General features: G+C 64.2%; 16 protein-coding genes and 1 pseudogene. 8 read left to right on the top strand and 9 right to left on the bottom strand.

The features are described from left to right. Nucleotides 1-18: 18 nt before the first annotated feature. A complete protein-coding gene (locus OYT13_RS13645; protein WP_268566384.1) occupies nucleotides 19-345 on the top strand; it encodes a hypothetical protein in 327 nt (108 codons plus the stop codon). 39 nt (nucleotides 346-384) lie between these two features. Here OYT13_RS13645 and zapE read toward each other — a convergent pair whose 3' ends face one another. The 4 genes from zapE to OYT13_RS13665 all read right to left on the bottom strand — a co-directional run bounded on the left by zapE (nucleotide 385) and on the right by OYT13_RS13665 (nucleotide 7,315). Continuing rightward, nucleotides 385-1,482, bottom strand: a complete 1,098-nt coding sequence (gene zapE, locus OYT13_RS13650) for a cell division protein ZapE (protein WP_017231548.1) — start codon at nucleotides 1,480-1,482, stop codon at nucleotides 385-387. Nucleotides 1,483-1,575: 93 nt separating this feature from the next. Then, nucleotides 1,576-3,003 (bottom strand): dihydrolipoyl dehydrogenase, encoded by a 1,428-nt coding sequence (gene lpdA / locus OYT13_RS13655; RefSeq protein ID WP_017231547.1) that lies wholly within the window; start codon nucleotides 3,001-3,003, stop codon nucleotides 1,576-1,578. Nucleotides 3,004-3,100: 97 nt separating this feature from the next. Further along, nucleotides 3,101-4,363 carry a 2-oxoglutarate dehydrogenase complex dihydrolipoyllysine-residue succinyltransferase gene (odhB, locus tag OYT13_RS13660; protein WP_261938441.1) on the bottom strand — a complete coding sequence of 421 codons (1,263 nt, stop codon included), beginning with the start codon at nucleotides 4,361-4,363 and terminating at the stop codon, nucleotides 3,101-3,103. 90 nt (nucleotides 4,364-4,453) lie between these two features. Further along, nucleotides 4,454-7,315 carry a 2-oxoglutarate dehydrogenase E1 component gene (locus OYT13_RS13665; protein WP_085982684.1) on the bottom strand — a complete coding sequence of 954 codons (2,862 nt, stop codon included), beginning with the start codon at nucleotides 7,313-7,315 and terminating at the stop codon, nucleotides 4,454-4,456. Between the two features lie 403 nt (nucleotides 7,316-7,718). Here OYT13_RS13665 and OYT13_RS13670 point away from each other — a divergent pair, with 403 nt between their 5' ends. Together OYT13_RS13670 and OYT13_RS13675 are read left to right on the top strand one after the other, a co-directional pair. After that, nucleotides 7,719-9,560: an assimilatory sulfite reductase (NADPH) flavoprotein subunit gene (locus OYT13_RS13670; protein ID WP_268566385.1), complete on the top strand. Its 1,842-nt coding sequence runs from the start codon at nucleotides 7,719-7,721 to the stop codon at nucleotides 9,558-9,560. An 89-nt stretch (nucleotides 9,561-9,649) separates the two neighbouring features. Continuing rightward, entirely contained in the window at nucleotides 9,650-11,374 is a 1,725-nt protein-coding gene (locus OYT13_RS13675) for an NADPH-dependent assimilatory sulfite reductase hemoprotein subunit (RefSeq protein ID WP_017233367.1), read from the top strand. Nucleotides 11,375-11,500: 126 nt separating this feature from the next. Here OYT13_RS13675 and OYT13_RS13680 read toward each other — a convergent pair whose 3' ends face one another. The 3 genes and pseudogenes from OYT13_RS13680 to OYT13_RS25285 form a co-directional block, all read right to left on the bottom strand. Continuing rightward, nucleotides 11,501-11,908 carry a hypothetical protein gene (locus tag OYT13_RS13680; RefSeq protein ID WP_017233366.1) on the bottom strand — a complete coding sequence of 136 codons (408 nt, stop codon included), beginning with the start codon at nucleotides 11,906-11,908 and terminating at the stop codon, nucleotides 11,501-11,503. 131 nt (nucleotides 11,909-12,039) lie between these two features. Continuing rightward, complete coding sequence (locus tag OYT13_RS25175) at nucleotides 12,040-13,119, bottom strand: methyl-accepting chemotaxis protein (RefSeq protein ID WP_442796495.1); 1,080 nt, start codon at nucleotides 13,117-13,119, stop codon at nucleotides 12,040-12,042. 57 nt (nucleotides 13,120-13,176) lie between these two features. Beyond that, a pseudogene (locus tag OYT13_RS25285) lies at nucleotides 13,177-13,620 on the bottom strand (Tar ligand binding domain-containing protein); the annotation flags it as partial. 253 nt (nucleotides 13,621-13,873) lie between these two features. Here OYT13_RS25285 and OYT13_RS13695 point away from each other — a divergent pair. The 4 genes from OYT13_RS13695 to OYT13_RS13710 all read left to right on the top strand — a co-directional run bounded on the left by OYT13_RS13695 (nucleotide 13,874) and on the right by OYT13_RS13710 (nucleotide 18,195). Beyond that, nucleotides 13,874-14,176, top strand: coding sequence for a hypothetical protein (locus OYT13_RS13695; RefSeq protein ID WP_017233364.1), 303 nt, complete (start codon nucleotides 13,874-13,876; stop codon nucleotides 14,174-14,176). A 268-nt stretch (nucleotides 14,177-14,444) separates the two neighbouring features. Beyond that, on the top strand, nucleotides 14,445-16,952 hold the full coding sequence (locus tag OYT13_RS13700; protein WP_083902263.1) for a penicillin-binding protein 1A: 2,508 nt from the start codon (nucleotides 14,445-14,447) through the stop codon (nucleotides 16,950-16,952). A 209-nt stretch (nucleotides 16,953-17,161) separates the two neighbouring features. Further along, complete coding sequence (locus OYT13_RS13705) at nucleotides 17,162-17,875, top strand: AzlC family ABC transporter permease (RefSeq protein WP_017233362.1); 714 nt, start codon at nucleotides 17,162-17,164, stop codon at nucleotides 17,873-17,875. Continuing rightward, nucleotides 17,872-18,195 carry an AzlD domain-containing protein gene (locus tag OYT13_RS13710; protein WP_017233361.1) on the top strand — a complete coding sequence of 108 codons (324 nt, stop codon included), beginning with the start codon at nucleotides 17,872-17,874 and terminating at the stop codon, nucleotides 18,193-18,195. The genes OYT13_RS13705 and OYT13_RS13710 overlap by 4 nt, the downstream gene beginning before the upstream one ends. Before the next feature lie 88 nt (nucleotides 18,196-18,283). Here the strand turns inward: OYT13_RS13710 and gshA are convergent, their stop codons facing one another. Further along, on the bottom strand, nucleotides 18,284-19,846 hold the full coding sequence (gene gshA / locus OYT13_RS13715; RefSeq protein WP_051060130.1) for a glutamate--cysteine ligase: 1,563 nt from the start codon (nucleotides 19,844-19,846) through the stop codon (nucleotides 18,284-18,286). 272 nt (nucleotides 19,847-20,118) lie between these two features. Between gshA and OYT13_RS13720 the strand changes: the two genes are divergently transcribed. Then, nucleotides 20,119-20,892 carry a sulfite exporter TauE/SafE family protein gene (locus OYT13_RS13720; RefSeq protein ID WP_261938438.1) on the top strand — a complete coding sequence of 258 codons (774 nt, stop codon included), beginning with the start codon at nucleotides 20,119-20,121 and terminating at the stop codon, nucleotides 20,890-20,892. A 55-nt stretch (nucleotides 20,893-20,947) separates the two neighbouring features. Here OYT13_RS13720 and OYT13_RS13725 read toward each other — a convergent pair whose 3' ends face one another. Then, nucleotides 20,948-22,636: an AMP-binding protein gene (locus OYT13_RS13725; RefSeq protein WP_268566386.1), complete on the bottom strand. Its 1,689-nt coding sequence runs from the start codon at nucleotides 22,634-22,636 to the stop codon at nucleotides 20,948-20,950. Between the last annotated feature and the right edge of the window lie 95 nt (nucleotides 22,637-22,731).

Here is a 22,731-nt window from a genome sequence, read left to right on the forward strand (position 1 = left end):
CGACAAGGAGGTGGCACCATGCGGCTCGCCCGACTTGTCCGGATGACGTGTTGCGTCATGCTGGCCGTCACCGCCCATGGCGCAACGGCACATCCGTGGTCGAACAGCCGGTTTTTCCAGAGTTGGTTTGCACAGGGCGCCGAGCGCCCCGACGGACGCGGCAATCACCGCGGCGGCGCACGGCCTGAACCGTCACGGCCGCCGCCTCAGGCCGTACGGCCGCAGGGCGACTTGCGCGGCGACATCTACAACCATCTGCGCGAACAGCGGCAAGCGCCCCCGCCACCGCCCGCCGACGCCCCGCGTGGGCGCGATCATGGCGATCGCGGCACGCGTTCACGCTGAGCGCAAACCCGCGAGCGGTCTACACGCCGCGCGCAACGCTCAGGTGAGCGACGTATCCACCACGCGACGCGGAGCTTCAAGATATTCCAATGACTGCATCTCCACCAGACGCGACACCGTCCGAGCAAACTCGTTAGCGAGCGTGCCCTCCACGTACAACTCCTCGGGCGCGACTTCCGCCGACATCAGCAGCTTGACCTTGTGGTCGTAGAAAACGTCGACGAGCCATGTGAAGCGGCGCGCCTCCGACGCCATGCGCGGCGTCATCTTCGGCACGTCCGATAGCACGACGGTGTGGAAGCGGTTGGCCAGTTCGAGATAGTCGTTCTGCGAACGTGGGCCCCCGCACAACATATGGAAGTTGAACCACACCACGCCGCCCGCGCGACGCAGGGCCTTCAGCTCGCGCTGCTCGATATGCAGCACCGGGCTCTCGTCGGGAACCCCGGCGATCTCGGCAAACGCCGCACGCAGCGCTCGATTCGCCTCGTTGCCAAGGGGATAGTGATAGACCTGCACCTGCGCCAGCGTGCGGCGTCGATAGTCGATGCCGGCGTCGACATTGAGCACGTCAAGCTTCTCTTCAAGCAGCCGGATCGCAGGCAGCACGCGATCACGATGCAAGCCGTCCGGGTACAGCGTGTCGGGACGATAGTTCGACGTCATCACGAACTGCACGCCGTTCTTGAACAGCTCGGCAAGCAGGCGGTGAAGGATCATGGCGTCGGCCACATCGGAGACGTGGAATTCGTCGAAGCAGATCAGGCGATACCGCTTGGCGATGCGTTTGGCCAATTCGTCGAGCGGATCGGGCTGCCCCTTGAGCGCCTGCAACTGATGATGCACCTCACGCATGAACTCGTGGAAATGCAGACGCGTCTTGCGCTGCAGCGGCACCACCGAGTAGAAGCTGTCCATCAGGAAGCTCTTGCCACGGCCCACCCCGCCCCACAGATACACGCCCTTGGGCAGATCGGGATGCACGAGCCACTTCTTGAGGGTGCTCGAACGCCTGGCCTTGTATGCCGCCCATTCGTCGTAGCACTGTTGCAGACGCTCGACGGCGCGCTCCTGCGCCTCATCGGGCTCGTAGCCGCGCGCGGCCAGTTCCTGTTGATAGTATTCGCGAACGTTCATGCGGTGCGGCGACCGGCCGGGGGGCAGAGGAAATCGGGGAAAAAACAAAGGCGAGTTGCCTCGCCTTTGATCGTACTGTCAGCGTAAAGCGACTTACTTGTTCAGCGCGCGCTTCTCGACATCGAGGGCGGCTTCACGCATCACTTCCGACAGCGACGGGTGCGGATGACAGATACGGCCGATGTCTTCCGACGCCGCCTTGAACTCCATCGCCACCACGGCTTCGGCAATCAGGTCCGAAGCGTTCAGGCCGATCACGTGCACGCCGAGGATCTCGTCGGTCTTGGCATCGGCCAGCACCTTCACGAAACCGTCCGACGAGCCCATGCCCAGCGCACGGCCGTTGGCCGCGAACGGGAACTGACCCGGCTTGAACTCACGGCCTTCGGCCTTCAATTGCTGCTCGGTCTTGCCGACCCAGGCAATTTCCGGGGACGTGTAGATCACCCACGGAATGCAGTTGTAGTCGATGTGCGGCTTCTGGCCAGCGATGACTTCCGCCACCAGCACGCCTTCGTCTTCGGCCTTGTGCGCGAGCATCGGGCCACGCACCACGTCGCCGATCGCGTACACGTTCGGCAGCTTGGTACGGCAGTGGTCGTCCACCGGAATGAAGCCGCGCTCATCGGTCGCCAAACCAATGTTGCCCAGGCCGAGGTCATCGGTGTTCGGCACGCGGCCGACCGACACGATCAGACGATCGACGTCGAGCGTCTTGGCGTTGCCGTCCTTGTCCGTGTAGCTGATCGTGACGTTGTTCTTGCCGGTCTTGACCTCGCCGACCTTCACGCCGACGTTGATGTCCAGTCCCTGCTTCTTGAACTGCTTGGCCGCTTCCTTCGCAACGCCGGCATCGGCCGCCGCCAGGAATTCCGGCATGGCTTCGAGCACGGTGACTTCGGCACCCAGGCGGCGCCATACCGAACCCAGTTCCAGACCGATCACGCCGGCGCCGATCACGCCCAGCTTTTTCGGCACAGTGTCGAACGAGAGAGCACCTTCGTTATCCGAGATGAGCTTGTTGTCGACCGGCATGCCCGGCAGATGACGCGCCTTCGAACCGGTAGCGATGATGATGTTCTTTGCCGTGACGGACTCGGCCTCGGCACCCTTCACATCGATCTGATAGCCGCCGTCGTTCTTGGCAATGATCGTGCCGTGACCCTTGAGCCACGTGATCTTGTTCTTCTTGAACAGGTATTCGATACCGCCCGTCATCTTGTCGACGATACCCTGCTTGCGCGAGAGCATCTTCTCGATGTCGATCTTGACGTCCGACGTGGTGATACCGTGATCGGCCAGGTGATGACCGATCTTCTCGAACTCTTCCGACGAGGCGAGCAGCGCCTTCGACGGAATGCATCCCACGTTCAGGCAGGTCCCGCCGAGCACCATCTTGCCGGCCGGGTTGGTCCATTTCTCGACGCAAGCGACCGAGAAACCGAGTTGGGCGGCGCGGATGGCGGCAATATAACCACCGGGGCCGGCGCCGATTACGACTACATCAAATTCTTTTGCCATTTTGATTGTGACTCACTGAAGGTAGACGGCAGGGGGAGGCGCGGCGCGCCGGCCATGCGAAGATGGCCGGGCAGCGCCGCGCAATGCGCGCTATCGCTTACAGGTCGAGCAGCAGGCGCGCCGGATCTTCCAGCGCTTCCTTCATGGCGACGAGGCTCAGCACGGCTTCGCGACCGTCGATGATACGGTGGTCGTAGCTCATGGCCAGGTAGTTCATCGGGCGGATGACGATCTCGCCGTTCTCCACGACCGCGCGGTCCTTCGTGGCGTGCACGCCCAGAATGGCCGACTGCGGCGGGTTGATGATCGGGGTCGACAGCATCGAACCGAACACACCGCCGTTCGAGATCGAGAACGTACCGCCGGTCATTTCTTCGATCGACAGCTTGCCGTCGGCCGCCTTCTTGCCGTATTCGGCGATCTTCTTCTCGATGTCGGCCAGGCTCAGCTGGTCGGCATTGCGCAGAATCGGCACCACCAGGCCACGCGGCGAACCGACCGCGATACCGATGTCGAAGTAGCCGTGGTAGACGATGTCGTTACCGTCGATCGAGGCGTTCACGGCCGGGTACTTCTTGAGCGCGTGGACCGCGGCCTTGACGAAGAACGACATGAAGCCCAGCTTCACGCCGTGCTCCTTCTCGAACTTGTCCTTGTACTTGTTGCGCAGATCCATCACCGGCTTCATGTTGACCTCGTTGAACGTGGTCAGAATGGCGTTGGTCTGTTGCGATTGCAGCAGGCGCTCGGCGATACGGGCGCGCAGGCGCGACATCGGCACGCGCTGTTCCGGACGGCCTTCAAGCGACGTGTCGCGGCCCACCGAAGCGGCCACCGACGGCAGCGCGGCGCGCGGGGCCGGTGCCGGGATCGACGATGCGACGGCAGCCGGCTTGGCGCCAGCGGCCAGGGCGTCGCCCTTGGTCACGCGACCGTCTCGGCCCGAGCCGGCCACGTCCGTGGTCGACAGGTTCTTCTCAGCCAGCACCTTGGCAGCGGCCGGGCTGGCGATGCCACCCGATGCGCCACCGGCGGCGGGCGCCGCGCTCGAGGCGGCAGCGGCCGGCGCGGCGGCTTCTGCCGGCTTGGCAGCGACCGGTGCGGCGGCGCCTGCCTTGGCGTCCGTGTCGATCTTCGCGATGATTTGCTCGGACGTCACGGTGTCGCCAGCGGCGGCGGTCACTTCGACGAGCACGCCGGCGGCGGGCGCCGGCACTTCCAGCACGACCTTGTCGGTTTCGACTTCGATCACGGTTTCATCTTGGGCGATGGCTTCGCCGACTTTCTTCTTCCAGTCGAGCAGCGTGCCTTCAGAAACCGACTCGGAGAATTGGGGGACTTTGATTTCAACAATGGCCATTTCTGGATCCTGGATTCGATAAACGTTCAATTCGGAAATACGGCAGCGGCCGTCCCCAGGGGGAGGACGACCGCTGTAAGACCTAACCGGTTACTGCACCACGGTCGCGCCCTTGAGGCGACCGAAAGCCGTATCGAGCAGCTGCTTGAGCTGTTCGTAGTGCTTGGCGTAGTAGCCCGCGGCAGGCGAGGCCGAAGCCGCGCGACCCGCGTAAGCCAGCTTCTGACCGGCGCTCATGCTTTCGATCAGGTGGTGTTCGATGTAGAACCACGGACCTTGATTTTGCGGCTCGTCCTGGGCCCACACCACTTCGGTAAGGTTTTCGTATTTCTTCAGTTCGTTCTCGAACGCCTTGTGCGGGAACGGGTAGAGCTGTTCCACACGCACGATCGCAACGTCGGTCGACTTGTCTTCACGACGGCGGGCGATCAGGTCGTAGTACAGGCGGCCCGAGCAGGCGACGACGCGCTTGACCTTCTTGGCGTCGATCGAAGCATCGGTTTCGCCGATCACCGTCTGGAAGCCGCCCTTGGCGAGTTCCGACAGGTCGCTCACGGCTTCCTTGTGGCGCAGCAGCGACTTCGGCGTGAACACGATCAGCGGCTTGCGCAGCTGGCGGATCATCTGACGACGCAGCAGGTGGAAGATCTGTGCCGGCGTGGTCGGCTGGACCACTTGCATGTTCGTGTCGGCGCACAGTTGCAGGTAGCGTTCGATACGCGCCGACGAGTGCTCCGGACCCTGGCCTTCGTAGCCATGCGGCAGCAGCATCGTCAGGCCCGACACGCGGCCCCACTTCACTTCGCCGCTCGAGATGAACTGGTCGATCACGACCTGCGCACCGTTGGCGAAGTCGCCGAACTGGCCTTCCCACAGCACCATCGTGTTCGGCTCGGCCGTCGAGTAACCGTACTCAAAGCCCAGCACGGCTTCTTCGGAGAGCACCGAGTCGATCACCGTGAAGGTGGCCTGACCGTCGGCCACGTGTTGCAGCGGCACGTAGGTGCCGTCGTTCCAACGCTCGCGGTTCTGGTCATGCAGCACCGAGTGGCGGTGCGTGAACGTGCCGCGGCCCGAATCCTGACCGGTCAGGCGCACAGCGAAGCCCGACGAGACCAGCGAGGCGAAGGCCAGATGCTCGCCCATGCCCCAGTCGAGCGGCTGCTCGCCCGCGCCCATCTTGCGACGGTCGTTGATGACCTTCTCGACGAGCGGGTGAACCTTGAAGTTCGCCGGGATCGTGGTGATGCGCTCGGCCAGACGCTTGAGTTCGTTCAGCGGCACGGCCGTATCGCCGGCATCGGTCCACTTCTTGTTCAGGAACGGCACCCAGTCGACCGCGTACTTGCTCTTGTAGTTCGAGAGCACCGGGTCGACGGTGTGGTGGCCGTCGTCCATGGCCTTGCGGTAGGCCGCGACGAACGCGTTGCCTTCCTCGGCTGTAATCACGCCTTGCGTGACCAGCTTCTCGACGTACAGCGCGCGCGTGCCCGGGTGTTGGGCAATCTTCTTGTACATCAGCGGCTGCGTGACCGCCGGCGTGTCCTGCTCGTTGTGGCCCAGCTTGCGGTAGCAAACGATGTCCACGACGGCGTCTTTCTTGAACTCCTGACGGAAGTCCAGGGCCAGTTGCATGGCCAGCACGACCGCTTCCGGATCGTCGCCGTTCACGTGCAGCACCGGCGCTTCGATCATCTTGACCACGTCCGAACAGTACGTCGTCGAACGGGCGTCACGCGGATCCGACGTGGTGAAGCCGATCTGGTTGTTGATGACGATGTGCACCGTGCCGTGCGTGCCGTAACCGCGCGTCTGCGCGAGGTTCAGCGTTTCCATCACGACGCCCTGCCCCGCGAATGCGGCGTCACCGTGAACTTGCACCGGCAGCACGCTGGCCGCGTCGGCTTCGCCACGACGGTCCATACGTGCCTTGGCCGAGCCTTCGACCACCGGGTTCACGATTTCCAGGTGCGACGGGTTGAACGCCAGCGACAGGTGGACCGGGCCACCGCCCGTCGAAACGTCGCTCGAGAAGCCCTTGTGGTACTTCACGTCACCGGCCGGCAGATCGTCGACGTGCTTGCCTTCGAATTCGGCGAACAGGTCCGCCGGCATTTTGCCCAGGGTGTTGACCAGCACGTTCAGACGGCCGCGGTGGGCCATGCCGATCACGATTTCCTGCACGCCCTTGGCACCAGCGTGGTGGACGAGTTCGTCCATCGCCACGATGAACGATTCGCCGCCTTCGAGCGAGAAGCGCTTCTGGCCGACGAACTTGGTGTGCAGGTAACGCTCGAGGCCTTCAGCGGCGGTCAGGCGTTCGAGGATGTGCTTCTTCTTTTCAGCGGTGAAGTTGGGCGTGGCACGCACCTTCTCCAGACGCTCTTGCCACCAGCGCTTTTGCACCGGGTCGCTGATGTACATGTACTCGGCGCCGATCGAGCCGCAGTACGTGTCGCGCAGCGACTTGAGCAGGTCGCGCAGGCTGGCCTGTTCGAAACCGAAGTACGTGTTCTCGGCCGAGTACACGCTGTCCATATCCGCTTCGGTCAGGTCGTAGAACGCGGGTTCCAGTTCCGGAATGGCCGGACGTTCCTGACGCTTGAGCGGGTCCAGATTGGCCCAGCGGGCGCCCAGGAAGCGGTAGGCGGCGACGAGCGACTGCACGTGCACCTGCTTGCGGGCCACGGCCAGGTCGGAGGCGCCAGCGCGCGGCACGAAGGCATTGGCCTTGGCGCGCTGGGCGAACGACTCCACGATCGGGGCGTGAGCCACGTCGTTGGCGTTGGAACCATCAACAGCGGGAACGTTTTGCAGCGCGTCGAAATACTGGCGCCAGTTGTCCGGCACGGAAGCCGGATTGTCTAGATACGATTCGTACAGTTCTTCAACGTAGGGGGCATTGCCGCCGAAGAGGTACGAGTTCGTTTGGAATTGTTCCATCAAACTCATTTTGCGCTCACCTTTTCTACGAGTGTCTCGAGAAATAGCGGGTTACGAAACCTTCCGCGACACGGCCTGACCGATTAGCGGATTGCGAGAATCAAGTGGTGCTTGGAAGGACCTGATAAATCACGGCGAGGAGCATAGCACGTTTTCCCAGCGCCCACCGACCCGGAAAGCCGTCGCACGGGGACTTGCGACGTAACCGCCGCATGCGTCGCAGGTTCGCGCTGCGCCAGCTCGCCTGCGCCTTATGCTCATATGTGAATTAGATATATAAAAATTAAATTTTATTATTTTAATTTCTAAGAGCCAGCCGATATCGTGGTGAGTATCCCCTTGCCGGTCTGTCTGGGGGCGCCCGACGGGTAGGCCCCGCCACGGCGTCCGTCCAGGTCCGGCCCCTGGAGTCATGAACGACATGCAAGAGACGACACCGCTTTCCGCTCAGCAAGCCCAGATGCTCAGCCAACTGGTCGAGGGCCTTTCCGGCGAGCAGCTCGCCTGGGTGCGAGGATTTCTCGCGGGCATCAATCACTCTGTGCGACACGCCGGTGCGCCGGCGCCGGTCGCGGCAACGGCCGGGCCTGCCGCCCCGTCGGTGACGATTCTGTATGGCTCGCAGACCGGGCACGCCCAGGAAGTCGCCGAGCACGCCAAGGCGCGCGCCGTCGCCGCAGGCTTCAAGGTCGATCTGTTCGCGATGGGAGATTACAAGGCCTCGCGCCTGAAGAACGACAAGTTGCTGCTCGTTGCCGTGTCGACACAAGGCGAAGGCGAGCCGCCCGACGATGCGCGCGACTTCTACGAATTCCTGCACGGCGCGAAGGCGCCCCAACTCGAAGGCACCCGCTTCGCGGTCCTCAGCCTGGGCGATTCGAGCTATGAGAAGTTCTGCCAGGCCGGCAAGGACTTCGACGCACGGCTGGCCGCGCTGGGTGCGCAACGGCTCGTGCCCCGCGTCGACAGCGACGTCGACTACGACGCGCCGGCCGAGCGCTGGGTCGAAGAGGCCGTCGAAGCGCTGTCGCGGGTGGCGGCCCCGGCCGCCGCGGGCAAGAGCGCCGGCGTGACGGAAGGTTTCAGCCTCGCCGCGCTTGCGAGCAGCATCGCACCGGCCGCAGCATCGAGCCAATACAGCCGCAAGCATCCATTCGATGCCGCCGTGATCGAGAACGTCACGCTCTCCGGACGCGGCTCCTCCAAGGAAGTCCATCACGTCGAACTCTCGCTGGAAGGCTCGGGCCTCACGTACGAGCCGGGCGACGCGCTGGGCGTGGTCGCGCAGAACGACGCGGCGCTCGTCGACACGCTGATCGACACGTTAGCGCTCGACCCGCAGGCCACCACGACGACGCAGGACCGCACACTGTCGCTGCGCGACGCCTTCCTGCGCGCCTACGACATCACAACGCTCTCGCGCGCGTTCCTCGAAAAATACGCGGCGCTGGCGGAATCCAGCGAACTGAAGGCCCTGCTTGGCGCGGGCAACGAAACGGCACTGCGCGACTATCTCCATGGCCGCGACGTGATCGACGTCGTGCGCCAGTTCCCGGCCCGCAAGGTGAAGGCGGCCGAGTTCGTCGGCACGCTGCGCACGCTTCAGCCGCGTCTGTACTCGATTGCGTCGAGTCTGGCCGCCAATCCGGGCGCGGTGCACATCACCGTGGGCGCCGTTCGCTACGACAGCCACGGCCGCGCGCGTCGCGGCGTGGCGTCGACTTACCTTGCCGACATCGCCCGCGAAGGACAGACGGTGCCGATCTATATCGAGGCGAACCGTAACTTCAAGCTGCCGCAGGATAGCCACGCACCGGTCATCATGATCGGTCCCGGGACCGGCATTGCCCCATTCCGGGCGTTCGTCGAGGAACGTCAGGCGCTCGACGCCCCCGGCAAGAACTGGCTCTTCTTCGGCGACCGGAACTTCCGCACCGACTTCCTTTATCAGCGAGAATGGCAACGCTATGTGAAGGACGGCGCGCTCACCAAAATCGACCTCGCGTTCTCGCGCGACACGCAAGACAAGGTCTACGTACAGCACCGCATGCGTGAACAAGGCAAGGAACTGTATGCCTGGTTGCAGGAAGGTGCGCACCTGTACGTATGTGGCGATGCCGACGCAATGGCGCGCGACGTGAACACCGCGCTCATCGACATCGTGACGCAACACGGGGGGCTGACGCCGGACGCCGCCGCCGAGTATGTGAAGACGTTGCAGCGCGAAAAGCGTTATCAGCGCGATGTGTACTGATCGCGGATGCCGCGGATTCCGACCGCGTTTCGCCGTCTACCCCGACAAAACCCGCGCGGCATCCCGCGCTGACCGATAGAGCCGAGCCCATGACGCAACCCACGCAAGCCGGCGACGCCTCGACGGCGCCGCGCTCCGAAGTCGAGAAGATCAAGGACGCCAGCAACTACCTGCGCGGCACCATCGCCGAAGGTCTGGCCGACCCGCTCACCGGCGCGATCTTCGAGAAGGACGCCCAATTGCTGAAGTTTCACGGCTCCTACATGCAGGATGACCGTGACCTGCGCAGCGAACGGCAGAAGCAGAAACTCGAACCGGCCTACCAGTTCATGATCCGGCTGCGCATGCCGGGCGGCGTGTGCACGCCCGAGCAATGGCTCAAGCTCGACGATCTCGCCCAGAAGTACGGCGGCAACACGATTCGCCTGACCACGCGGCAGACGGTGCAGTATCACAACGTGCTCAAGCACCAGTTGCGCCCCCTCATCAAGGGCATCGATGAAGTTGCGATGACGAGCATTGCCGCGTGCGGCGACGTCAATCGCAACACGCTCGTCTCGAACAATCCGCACCATTCGCCCGCCCATGCCGAGGCGCTCGACTGGTGCCTGAAGATCGATCGGCACCTGTTGCCGCAGACCACGGCGTATCGCGAGATCTGGCTGGGCGACAAGCGTCTGGGCGCGGGCAAGGAGGATCACGAGCCGATCTACGGCAAGCACTATCTGCCACGCAAGTTCAAGATCGCCATCGCGATACCGCCGAACAACGACGTCGATCTCTACGCCAACGACCTGGGCTTTATCGCCATCGTGGGCGACGACGGCAAGCTCGAAGGCTTCAACGTGACGGTCGGTGGCGGCATGGGCATGACGCACGGCGACGCCGCAACGTACCCGCGCACGGCGACCGTCATCGGCTATACGCCGGCCGATCGCATCGTCGACGTCGCCGAGAAGGTGCTACTCGTGCAACGCGACTTCGGCGACCGCGGCAATCGCAAGCATGCGCGTCTGAAATACACCCTCGACGACCGTGGCGTGGCGTGGTTCAAGGAAACCCTCAACCGATATCTCGGTTGGGATCTGGCGCCCGAGCGGGCGTTTGCGTTCACGACCAACGGCGATCAGTATGGCTGGCTCAAGGGCGCGGACGATCTTTGGCATCTCACGCTCTTCATCCAGAACGGTCGCGTGAAGGATTGGGACGACTACCGCCTGATGACCGGGCTGCGCGAAATCGCGAAGGTGCATCAGGGCGATTACCGCATCACCGGCAACCAGAACCTGATCATTGGACGCGTGAGCGACGCCGCCAAGCCGCAGATCGACGCCCTCGTGAAGGAATACGGCCTGCTCGACGGCAAGCATCAAAGTGCGCTGCGCATCCACTCGATGGCCTGCGTCGGCTTCCCGACGTGTGGTCTCGCGCTGGCCGAGAGCGAGCGCGCCCTGCCCGGCCTGGTCACGCGACTCGAGAAGGTGCTCGACGATGCGGGGCTTGCAGGCGAACCGATCACCATTCGCACGACCGGCTGCCCGAACGGCTGCGCCCGTCCCTACATCGCCGAGATCGGCCTGGTTGGCAAATCGGCCGGCAAGTACAACCTGTACCTCGGCGCGGGTTTCCACGGGCAGCGTTTGAACAAGCTGTACAAGGAATCGCTCAACGAAGATCAGATCGTGGCCGAACTCACGCCGCTCTTCGCGCAATACGCGAAGATGCGCGATGCCGGTGAGAAATTCGGTGATTTCCTCGTGCGTCGGGGTGTGGTCAAGGCAGTCGTCGAAGCGCGCGAGGATTTCCACGGCTGAGCGCCGTCATCGCGGCCCCGTTGCAGGCACTCGCCGGCCTCGTCGCCGGCACCAACGAAAACGCCACGGTCTCCCGTGGCGTTTTTCATGATCGCGCTTGAGCGATCCTCGTCAGGCGGCCGAACGTCAGTCGTTGCTGCCCGAATACGGCACCATGCAGCGCCTGACCGTCTTTTCGTAGTCGCGCGGCAGGTGGCTGCCGGGAACTTCGAAGTATTGCAAACGCGCACCGAAGCCGCCTTGCATGACGTCGACGTACGGGTTGTAGACGGCTTTGCCGTCGGCGCCCTGACCGCGATAGACACGCACACGGTCGGCCCCCTGACGGGCGTACGACGTCGATTCGACGTTCGGCGACAACTCGCTCCAGCCGTGATAAATGCAGTTGAGCACCATGAAGCGATCGGCTCCCGTCCCCTGATCGAGCAGTCGTCCTGCGGCCGGATCGGGCACGCTCATCTGGTTGACCGGGCCACACCCTGCCACTCCCCCGGCCAGCACGGCCACCGCTGCCATCAGCGCCACTCGCTTCATACTTCGCCACCCTCAACTGAGCAAAAGATGGGCAATGTTACCCGGTTCGGCCCACGGCCGCCACGAACACACCCATTCCATGCCCACGCCACGCCCCCATCGAGCTAACGGGCGGTGACCGGCCACACCGCTCAGGCCGCCAGGGAAAGGGGCGATGTTTCCACGGCATGCAAGGCCGGACGTCTTGCCGCGCCGCTCGCCTGACTTTCGTCGCCCAATCGGAATCGCGCCATTTCCTCGCGAAGCGTATGTGTCTGATCTTCCAGCGACGCGGCCGCCGCCGCCGCTTGCTCCACCAGCGCGGCATTCTGCTGCGTGACGGCATCCATTTGCGTGACCGCCCGATTCACCTGCTCGATGCCGCTGCTCTGCTCGTCGGACGCCGCCGAGATCTCCCCCATGATGTCCGTCACGCGCTGCACGGCTTGCAGGATGTCGTTCATCGTGCGCCCCGCTTCGGCCACCAGCGTCGAGCCGTCGGCCACCTTCTGCGCCGACGTTTCGATGAGTGCCTTGATCTCGCGCGCGGCCGTGGCACTGCGCTGTGCCAGCGTGCGCACCTCGCCCGCCACCACGGCGAACCCGCGGCCCTGCTCGCCGGCACGGGCCGCTTCCACGGCAGCGTTGAGCGCGAGGATGTTGGTCTGGAATGCAATCCCGTCGATCACGCCGATGATGTCCACCACTTGCGACGAACTGGTCGAGATGCCCTGCATCGTGTCGACCACCCGCGCCACCACCTGGCCGCCGCGCGATGCGATATCCGACGCATTGACCGCCAGTTGGCTCGCCTGACGTGCGTTGTCGGCGTTCTGCTTGACCGTGGCCGTCAGTTGCTCCATCGACGAGGCCGTCTCCTCCAGCGAGGCGGCCTGCTCTTCGGTGCGCGCCGACAGGTCGGTATTGCCCGCCGAGATTTCGGCCGTGGCGGTCGCCATCGCATCGCAACTGCGGCGCACGCCGCGAATCGTGTCCGCGAGACGCGACTGCATCGCCTCGAGACCGCGCATGAGCATCGACATTTCGTCCTTGCCGCGCGCGTGCACCGGATTGTCGAGTTGTCCTGCCGATATGTGCTCGAAATGTGCCAGTGCTTCGCCAAGCGGCCGCATGATCGCGCCGCGCAGCGAGAAGTAGCAGGCGATGGCCATGAGCACGCCCAGCGCCGTTGCGCCGATGCTCAGCCAGCGGAATGCCGCCAGCTCCGCCATCGACGCTTCGTACGTGTCGTGCCCGAGCTTCAGCTTGTACGCGGCCAGCGCGTCACTGGCCTTCGTAAGCTCGGCGTAACGCTTGGGCAGCACGTTCATCGTGATCTCGTCCATGGCCGTACGATCGCGCGCGTCGATGGCGGTGAGCATCGGATTCATGCCCTGCTCGAAGAAGGTGGCGCGCCGGGCGGCGACCTCGTCGGCCATCCGCTGTTCCTCGGGGCCGCGCGGCAACGCCTGATAGGCGGCCCATGCCGCATTCGCGTCCTTGATCATGCCGCGTGCACGTGTGGCAATCTTGTCCCCATCCGGCGATTCCGGATGCAGCACCACGCGATCGAGAATGGCGCGGGTGCGCGCCAGCGTGGCGTTGTCTTTGCCGAGCGCCACCGTGGCGGCGAGGTGATTGGCGTACGTCTCGCGAAGCGCGTTGCCCGTGCGCGTCATGCCCGCAATGCCGAGCGCGCCCAACAGAATCAGTAACGCCGCCAACAGCGCCATCGTCATCCCGAGGCGCGCCTTGATGGAAAAGCTACGCAACATACTGTCGTCTCCGTCTTGTGTCGTGGGTTCGGGTCCCTGTACGGCCTCTGTCGGGCCGGTATTATTTATGTCATCGGCGTGGCGAGACCCCGACTTTAGCGTCCCGCGGGTATACGAGCCTCTTTCCGAGTCTTTCGCACCAAGCCGATGGCGTGGGAACCGGGCATGATCTTATGACATTTTTTATATATCCATCTGATATATTCGAATTATGATCGAGGGACTCGAAAAGCTGTTGGCGGCCGGCAAAGACAACGCGCTGTTGCGTTTCGGGCTCGGCAAGGCCTATCTGGATGCGCAGAACTTCCCGGTCGCGGCCGATCACCTGACCCGTTGCGTGGCGTTCGATCCGGCCTACACGGCCGCGTGGAAGCTGTTGGGGAAAGCGCGACACGGCGCGGGCGATCGCGAGGGTGCCCGCGACGCGTGGACGCGTGGGATTGCCGCCGCACAGGCGCACGGGGACCGTCAGGCGGAAAAGGAAATGACGGTCTTTCTCAAACGCTTGGGTTGACGTTGTATCGCCCGCCCGATGTCACACATCGGGCGAGTCCCCGGTTAGCGTGGTATGGTGCGGCCTGGCGGGTGAGCGGTGCGCTGGGTGCGCCGACCCCGCACAGGATCGCCGAAGCGCACCGTGATTGTCGTTGGCGAGTGGGTGATCGCCCGAAACGCGCGTGTTCGCGCCGGGCGTGGCATACTGCTCCGATTTCGCCGCGCGGCGGGGATCCACGCAGCGCTAGGCCGGCCGGCCTGTTCCCATCCTGCAATTTTCGTTGGGTATGTCCTTGAAGCATTGTTTGCCGCCTCGTGCGCCGTCTCATTCGGCGCCTCCCAAGTCCCCCGTCGTCACGCCCCAGGCGCCGTCTGCACACGCCGCCTCGCAGCTCGCCCCAGGTCGTCAACGCGGTTTCGGCACGCTCGCCGTCATCTTTACCACTTTGGTAGGCTTGGCGCTCGTGGGCGCGCTGCTCGTTGGCTATGCGTTGATCGTCATGCGCCCGAACCTGCCGCCGCTGGACGTCATCACCGATTACCGGCCGAAGGTACCGCTGCGGGTCTATACGTCCGATAACGTGCTGATCGGCGAATTCGGCGAAGAGCGCCGCAGCCTGGTCACCATCGATCAGATTCCGGACGTCATGAAGAAGGCCGTGCTCGCGATCGAGGACTATCGGTTCTACGATCACGGCGGCGTCGACTTCATCGGTATTCTGCGTGCCGGTGTTTCAGACGTACTGCACGGCGGAGCCGCGCAGGGCGCCAGTACGATCACGATGCAGGTCGCGCGCAACTTCTTCCTCTCGCGCGAGAAGACGGCCACGCGCAAGATCTACGAAATGCTGCTGGCGTACAAGATCGAGTCGGCGTTGTCGAAGGACAAGATTCTCGAGCTGTACATGAACCAGATCTATCTGGGTCAACGCGCCTACGGCTTCGCAAGCGCTGCACGCATTTATTTCGGCAAGGATCTGAAGGACATCACGCTCGGCGAGGCGGCCATGCTGGCTGGCCTGCCCAAGGCGCCTTCGGCCTACAACCCGATCGTCAATCCGAAACGCGCGAAGATTCGTCAAGAATACATTCTCAAGCGCATGCTCGATCTGGGCTACATTTCGCGCAGTCAGTACGAAGATGCCCTGCACGAGTCGATCCGCACGCGCACGTCCGGCAACGAGTACAACGTGCATGCCGAGTACGTCGCCGAAATGGTGCGTCAGGCCGTGTACGACGAATACAAGGAAGACACCTACACCCGCGGCCTGACCGTCATCACGACGCTCGACTCGAAGAAACAGCAGGCCGCGTACGAAGCCGTGCGCATGGGCGTGCTCGACTACGAGCGCCGTCATGCGTATCGGGGCCCCGAGGGCTTCGTGGAACTGCCCGCCGCGATGCCCGATCGTCAGCAGGCGATCGAAGACACGCTGCTCGAACATCCCGACAACGGCGATCTGGTCGCCGCCGTGGTGGTGGCCGCCAGCACGTCTCAGGTCACGGCCGTGCCGCTCTCGGGCGACACCGTGGTCGTCAACGGCGACGGCATTGGCTTTGCCGCGTCGGCACTCTCGGCGAAGGCCAGCGAAAAGATCCGCATCCGTCCGGGCGCGATCATCCGTGTAATGAAAGATGCACGCGGCAAGTGGCGCATCACGCAGTTGCCGGAAGTGCAAGGCTCGCTCGTCTCGCTCTCGCCGGACGACGGCGCCATCCGCGCGCTGGTCGGCGGCTTCGACTTCAATCAGAGCAAGTTCAACCGGGCAACGCAGGCATGGCGTCAGCCGGGCTCGACGTTCAAGCCGGTGGTGTACTCGGCAGCCATCGAGAAAGGCGTGAGCCCGGCGACGATGGTGATGGACGGCCCGCTCAACCTGCCGCCCGCGCAGACCGGCGGGCAGGCGTGGGATCCGCATGACGACGACGCTTTCAGCGGCCCGATGACGGTGCGCGAAGGGCTGCAACGCTCGAAGAACCTTGTGGCGATTCGTCTGCTGCAGTTTGCCGGCACGCAGTACACCCAGGATTACGCCACGCGCTTCGGCTTCGACGCCGACAAGGTGCCGCCGTATCTGCCGATGGCGCTGGGCGCCGGGCAGACCACACCGCTGCAACTGGCCGGCGCCTACGCGGTGTTCGCGAACGGCGGGTATCGCGTCGCCCCGTACCTGATCAGCGAGATTCGCGACGCGCGCGGCAACTTGCTCAACAAGGCCACGCCGGTGGTCGCCGGGGTAAACGCCGCCCGCGCGATTTCCGCGCCGAACGCGTACATCATGAACAGCCTGCTGCAATCGGTGGCGCAACGCGGCACCGGCGCGGGCACGAACGTGCTCAAGCGCACCGACCTGGCTGGCAAGACCGGCACGACCAACGATGCCCTCGACGGCTGGTTCGCCGGTTACCAGCATTCGCTCGTTGCCGTGGCATGGCTCGGCTTTGACCAACCCAAGACGCTCGGTAGCCGTGAGTTCGGCGCGCAATTGGCGTTGCCAGTGTGGACCAAGTACATGGGCGTGGCGCTCAACGGCGTGCCTGAGCAACAAATGGCGATGCCCGAAGGGGTCAGCGTCGTGAACGGCGAGCTTTATGAGTCCAGCAAAATGCCGGGCAACGGGTTTGTCGCGAGCATCGGGATCGACGACAGCAGCAGCGGATTCTCGTTGCCGTTCTTCGGGAGCAATTCGCCCTCGCCTGCCGCCCCGCCGCCCGCCGAGGGTCAGCCCCCGTCGCCGGGCGGTGTCGACGCTCGCGAGAAAGCGCGCATTCTCGACATGTTCAAGCACCCGTGACGCTTGGCCCACGTCAGCCCGCGCAAGCGGCTGACGTGGGCCCGCATCGCCACAATGCGCGGCCACCCAACGGGTGGCCGCTTTTCACTGTCGAGCCGCCTTCACGCCCAAAGCGCAAGAACGTACAAGCGTGCGGCCCGATATAGCGGCTATGCTCACGCCTTCGCCCGTTTCCGTCTTCAACTCTTTACCTTCAGGAAAGCGCCTCCATGCTGGCTCCGACCCGTGCGGCTAGTTTTGCCGCAGGTGCCCGTGACACCCTGCCGATGATCGTTGGCGCGGCCCCGTTCGGCCTGATCTTCGGTGCCCTGGTGGCGACCACACCGCTGGCGACGTGGCACGGCCAGCTCATGTCGCTCACCGTTTTCGCTGGATCCAGTCAGTTCATTGCTGCCGGCCTTTTTGCGACGGGCGTGGGCTATCTCGTGCTGTGGGCAACGACGCTGATCGTGAATCTGCGGCACATGCTGTATGCGGCCAACCTGTTGCCGCATGTGGGGCATCTGAATTTGCGGTGGCGTGCCCTGCTGGGATTCCTGCTGACGGACGAGACGTTCGCGGTGACAAGTAGCCATTTCCATCGCCACCCCGACGATCCGATGGGCCACTGGTACTTCCTGGGCTCAGGTCTGTCGATGTACATGAATTGGCAAGTGTGGACGCTTGCCGGGTTGCTGTTCGGCGCCGCGTTTCCGCGTCTGCAAACGCTGGGCCTCGACTTCGCGATGGTCGCTACGTTCATCGCGATCATCGTGCCGCAGATGGCCCGCATGCCGTGGGCCATCGCGACAATTGTCGCCGGGGTGGCCGCGTTCCTGTGTCATGGCTTGCCTTACAAGCTCGGCTTGCTGGTGGCCGTGGCACTCGGCATTGCGTCGGGCATGCTGGCGCTGCACGCGAAGCGTCGCGGGGGTGCGCAATGAATTATGTCGTGGCGATTGGCGGCATGGCCGCCGTCACGTTTGCCGTCAAGGCCGGGATCTTCCTGCTGGGCGACCGCGTGCGGTTTCCCGAGTGGCTGCGCGAGGCGTTGTCGTTCGTCCCTGTGACGGTACTCACGGCAATCATTGTGCCGATGACGCTGGCGCCGCATGGCAACGGTCTCGAGCTGACGTGGCGTAATCCGCAACTCGTCGCGGCCCTCGTGGCCATCGCCGTCTGCGCCGCGACGCGTCACCAGTTGCTCACCATCGGCGTCGGGCTGGCCGTCTTTTTTACGTGGCAGCTCGGGGTATTGGGCTGACAGGCACCGCTCGCGTCATTCGCGTCATCCATGAAAAAAGCGCCTCGCATGAGGCGCTTTTTCGTGTACCTGCGCTGCGGACTGTCCGTCAGGCGGTGGCAGCCCCTAGCGTGCCTGCCAGGTAATCGGCGACGAATGCATCGAAGTCGCCGACCTGCGTGCGCTCCAGTTCGGCTTGGGCGTCGAGCGACTTCCGGGCCAGTGTTTCGAAGTGCTCGACAACGCGCGCATCGAGCGGCATGTCGCGCAGCGTCTGCGCATGACGCTGGCTCTGCGCGAGCGCGAACGCCTGGAACGCACCCCCCGTCGTGCCGCGCAGTGGTTCGAGCGCGATCATCACACGGGCGGACGGCGTAAGCGACACGTCCTGCACCTTGGCACGTTGCAGCGCCATCGTATGCGCGTAATGCGCTCCGCCACGCTGCAGGTCGAATGCGGCCGCCGTCCGGTCGATGCGATCGAGCAATGTCTCGGCCCAATCGAACAGCGTGATCGCTTCGCCACCGCGATGCAGCACGAGCCCCGGTTTCCGGCCTTCCTTGACCACGTGAGCGAAGTTATCGCGATTCTCGCGGTTCTCGGCGTCCGAACACGACGGGCTGTCTTCCAGCGCGCAGAACAGCAGGAAGGCGTCGATGAAGCGCGCCGTGTCGACGTCGATACCGACCGGCTGGAAGGGATCGATGTCGATACAGCGGACTTCCACGTATTGGACCCCGCGACGCGCGAGCGCCTGCACCGGGCGCTCGCCGCTATACGTCACCCGCTTCGGGCGAATCGTGGCGTAGAACTCGTTCTCGATTTGCAGGAGATTGGTCGAGAGCTGAATCCATTCGCCATCGCGCTGCGTGCCGAGCGCCTCGTAGGCGGGATGCGGCTGGCTGACGGCTTGCGTAAGCGCGTCGATATAGCTGGGCAGGCAGTCGTAACAGGGCGAGACTTCGGACTGCGCGCTGTTCTGGTAGCCCAGATCGCTCATGCGCAAGCTGGTCGCATAGGGCAGCCCGAGCGTGCCTTCGTCGAAGGCATCGAGGCCGTGCTCGCGTCCGCGCAGGAATTCGGCGTGCAGCACCGGCGACGCACCGAACAGGTACATCAGCAGCCAGCTGTAGCGACGAAAATTGCGGATGAGCGCGACATAGCGCGCCGACTGATAATCGCGTGCGGACTGCGTTGCGCCCTCGTGCTCGCGCAACAATGTCCACAACGGTTCGGCCAGCGAAAAATTGTAGTGAATGCCTGCGATGCACTGCATCGGCTTGCCATAGCGCAGCGCGAGGCCGCGGCGATAGACATGCTTGAGCTTGCCGATGTGCGACGTGCCGTAGTCGGCGATCGGAATCACTGCTTCCGGCGGCAGCGCGGGCGGCATCGAATCGCTCCATAGCAATTCCGTGCCGAGCTTGCGGTAGGCGAACTGATGAATTTCGTCCAGGCGGGCGATGACGTCGGCCGCATCGCGCTGCGGCGGCGTGATGAACTCGAGCAGCGATTCCGAATAATCGGTGGTGATCTCTTCGTTGGTCAGTGCCGAGCCGAGCGCACGCGGATGCGGCGTCAGCGCGAGCGCGCCGTTGTCTTCGACGCGCAGGGTTTCCCGTTCGATGCCCGACAGACCTTCGCCGAGCAGCGCGAGATGATCGGGCTGCATGATGAGCGCCAGGCGCCGATCAAGCGGCGCGTGAGCGGCATGCGGCCCGGTGTGTGCGGTGTGTTCGTGTTGACGATTCTGTTTTTCCAACTTCCATCCCTCTGGACTGGCGCGATGCTTTGGCACGGCGTGAATTTGGCCTGAGCATAACTGAAAACGCCAAAGCGCGCCGGACGCCACCTCGGCCCGACATCGCAGCCTCAGCGCCTGCCTGAGCCCGCCTGCGCGAATGCCGCATTGGCGTTCCAGCATGGCACATCGATACTGACGCCATGATGAATACTCAACACCTCACCGACCTCATCCCCCTACTCCTCCTGGGGCTTGCCACCTTTGTGCTCGCGGGCTTCGTCAAAGGCGTGATCGGGCTGGGCCTGCCCACGGTGGCCGTGGGGCTGCTCGGATTGGCGATGCCGACGGCGCAGGCCGCGGCGCTCCTGATCGTGCCGTCGCTCGTGACGAATGTCTGGCAATTGCTGGCGGGGCCGCGCTTTGCCGCGCTGGCCAGGCGTCTGTGGCCGATGCTGGTCGGCATCTGCGTCGGCACATGGGCCGGTGGCGGATGGCTGGCCAACGGCGGCAACGTTGCGGGCATGGCGCTGGGCATCGCGCTTCTCGTTTATGCGGCATTGGGGCTGGCGGCGGTGCGGCTGCATGTGCCCAAGCGTTGGTCCGCCGCGCGCGTGAGCGCGCTCGGCGCGGGCATGGGTGTGGTGACCGGACTGGTCACGGCGGCGACCGGGGTGTTCGTCATTCCCGCGGTGCCGTTCCTCCAGGCGCTTGATCTCGAGCGCGACGATCTCGTGCAGGCGCTCGGCCTGTCGTTTACCGTGTCGACCGTGGCGCTCGCCGCCGGGCTGGCACGCGACGGCATCTTCCACGGCCATGCGATCGGCGTGTCGCTGCTGGCGTTGGCGCCCGCACTGGGCGGCATGTACTTCGGGCAGTGGGTGCGAGGGCGCGTCAGTGCGCCCGTCTTCCGCCGGTGCTTCTTCGTGGGTCTCGCCATGCTCGGTGCCGAACTGGTGATTCAGCACCTGCGCTGAGCGCAACGCTCGGCGGGGGCCCTGGCGGGGTCATGCAGGCCGGGGCCACGCGGCATCACTTGAGGTCGTTGAAATCGACGTCCCAGAATTCCATCTCGCGGCGGCTTTCCAGATTGCGCCCCGCTTCCGTACGCCGCAATTCGACGCGGCGAATCTTTCCGGAAATGGTCTTCGGCAGATCGCAGAACTCGATGCGTCGGATGCGTTTGTAGGGGGCGAGGTGATCGCGGCAGAAACGCAGGATGTCGAGGGCGAGCTTTTCGTCGGCGTGAAAACCGGTGCGCAGCGTGATGAAGGCCTTCGGAACGGCAAGCCGCACCGGATCGGGACTCGGCACCACGCCAGCTTCGGCGACGGCCGGGTGCTTGATGAGTTCGCTTTCGAGCTCGAACGGGCTGATGCGATAGTCGGACGCCTTGAAGACATCGTCCGCGCGTCCGATGTACGTGAAGTAGCCGTGCTCGTCGCGCATCGCCACGTCGCCCGTGTGGTAGTAGCCCTCGCGCATGGCGTCGGCGGTCTTCTCGCTGTCGTCCTCGTAGCCTTGCATCAAACCCGTCGGGCGTGACGACAACACGAGCGCGATTTCGCCTTCGTCGGCTTCGGCGCCGTCATGATCGAGCAGTACGACGCGATAACCCGGCATGGGGCGCCCCATCGACCCCGCCTTGACGGGCTGCCCCGGAGAGTTGCCGATCTGGCAACAGGTTTCGGTCTGACCATAGCCGTCGCGAATCGTGATGTGCCAGGCGCGTTTGACCTGGTCGATCACTTCGGGATTGAGCGGCTCGCCCGCGCCGATCAGTTCACGGAATTTCACCGCATGGCGAGTGAGATCTTCCTGAATCATCATGCGCCAGACGGTGGGCGGCGCGCACAACGTCGTGACGCCGCAACGCGTGGCCGTCTCGAGCGCGGCACGCGCATCGAAGCGCGAGAAGTTGTAGACGAAGATGGTGGCGCCCGCGTTCCACGGCGCGAAAAAGCAGCTCCACGCGTGTTTCGCCCAGCCTGGCGAGCTGATGTTCCAGTGGATATCGCCGGGTTGCAGGCCAAGCCAGTACATCGTGGCGAGATGGCCGACCGGATAGCTCTGGTGCGTGTGAAGCACGAGCTTCGGGCGCGACGTGGTCCCGGACGTGAAGTAGAGCAGCAATGGATCGGTCGCGAGCGTGGCACCGTCGGGGGTGAAGTGGTCTGAGGCTTGATAGGCGGGCGCGAGGGGCGTCCATCCTTCGGGCGGGTTGGCGCCAACGGCGATGCGCCGATAGTCGCCGGGCAAGGCGGCGAACTTGACGGCATCGCGTGCGGTGGTGACGACGTGACGCACACGGCCCCGTTCGAGCCGGTCGGCAAGGTCGCCGGCGGCGAGCAGCGTTGTCGCGGGAATCATGACGGCGCCGAGTTTCATGCAGGCGAGCATGAGGTCCCAGAGTTCGACCTGATTGGGTAGCATGAGCAACACGCGGTCACCGCGCGACACGCCTTGCGCTCGCAGGAAATTGGCGACGCGATTGGAGCGCCGCGACATTTCGGCAAATGACAGCCGTGCCTCGCGTCCGTCTTCTTCGACGACCCAGAGGGCCGGACGGTCGTTGCCCTGGGCTTGGGGGTCGAAGAAATCCAGCGCCCAATTGAAATGCGAGAGGACGGGCCAACGGAAATCACGGTACGCCACGTCGTAGTGGGCGCGCTGGGCGAGCAGCAGGTCGCGCGCGGCCTCGAATCCCAGGATTTGCGGCATCGCTTGTCTCCGAGCCCCCAAGGGCAGGATTAGGCAGAATTCCATTATCGTGTGGCCCTCCGAATGCAACATTCGGGATAACCATCATGGGGTTT

Origin of the sequence: Pandoraea sp. XJJ-1, assembly GCF_026802345.1 — a bacterium.
Taxonomy (GTDB): domain Bacteria; phylum Pseudomonadota; class Gammaproteobacteria; order Burkholderiales; family Burkholderiaceae; genus Pandoraea; species Pandoraea cepalis.

Coding starts and splice junctions, on each gene's coding strand:
- OYT13_RS13645 (WP_268566384.1), top strand. CDS start 19: ATGCGGCTCGCCCGACTTGTCCGGATGACGTGTTGCGTCATGCTGGCC.
- zapE (WP_017231548.1), bottom strand. CDS start 1,482: ATGAACGTTCGCGAATACTATCAACAGGAACTGGCCGCGCGCGGCTAC.
- lpdA (WP_017231547.1), bottom strand. CDS start 3,003: ATGGCAAAAGAATTTGATGTAGTCGTAATCGGCGCCGGCCCCGGTGGT.
- odhB (WP_261938441.1), bottom strand. CDS start 4,363: ATGGCCATTGTTGAAATCAAAGTCCCCCAATTCTCCGAGTCGGTTTCT.
- OYT13_RS13665 (WP_085982684.1), bottom strand. CDS start 7,315: ATGAGTTTGATGGAACAATTCCAAACGAACTCGTACCTCTTCGGCGGC.
- OYT13_RS13670 (WP_268566385.1), top strand. CDS start 7,719: ATGAACGACATGCAAGAGACGACACCGCTTTCCGCTCAGCAAGCCCAG.
- OYT13_RS13675 (WP_017233367.1), top strand. CDS start 9,650: ATGACGCAACCCACGCAAGCCGGCGACGCCTCGACGGCGCCGCGCTCC.
- OYT13_RS13680 (WP_017233366.1), bottom strand. CDS start 11,908: ATGAAGCGAGTGGCGCTGATGGCAGCGGTGGCCGTGCTGGCCGGGGGA.
- OYT13_RS25175 (WP_442796495.1), bottom strand. CDS start 13,119: ATGGCGGAGCTGGCGGCATTCCGCTGGCTGAGCATCGGCGCAACGGCG.
- OYT13_RS13695 (WP_017233364.1), top strand. CDS start 13,874: ATGATCGAGGGACTCGAAAAGCTGTTGGCGGCCGGCAAAGACAACGCG.
- OYT13_RS13700 (WP_083902263.1), top strand. CDS start 14,445: ATGTCCTTGAAGCATTGTTTGCCGCCTCGTGCGCCGTCTCATTCGGCG.
- OYT13_RS13705 (WP_017233362.1), top strand. CDS start 17,162: ATGCTGGCTCCGACCCGTGCGGCTAGTTTTGCCGCAGGTGCCCGTGAC.
- OYT13_RS13710 (WP_017233361.1), top strand. CDS start 17,872: ATGAATTATGTCGTGGCGATTGGCGGCATGGCCGCCGTCACGTTTGCC.
- gshA (WP_051060130.1), bottom strand. CDS start 19,846: ATGCAGCCCGATCATCTCGCGCTGCTCGGCGAAGGTCTGTCGGGCATC.
- OYT13_RS13720 (WP_261938438.1), top strand. CDS start 20,119: ATGATGAATACTCAACACCTCACCGACCTCATCCCCCTACTCCTCCTG.
- OYT13_RS13725 (WP_268566386.1), bottom strand. CDS start 22,636: ATGCCGCAAATCCTGGGATTCGAGGCCGCGCGCGACCTGCTGCTCGCC.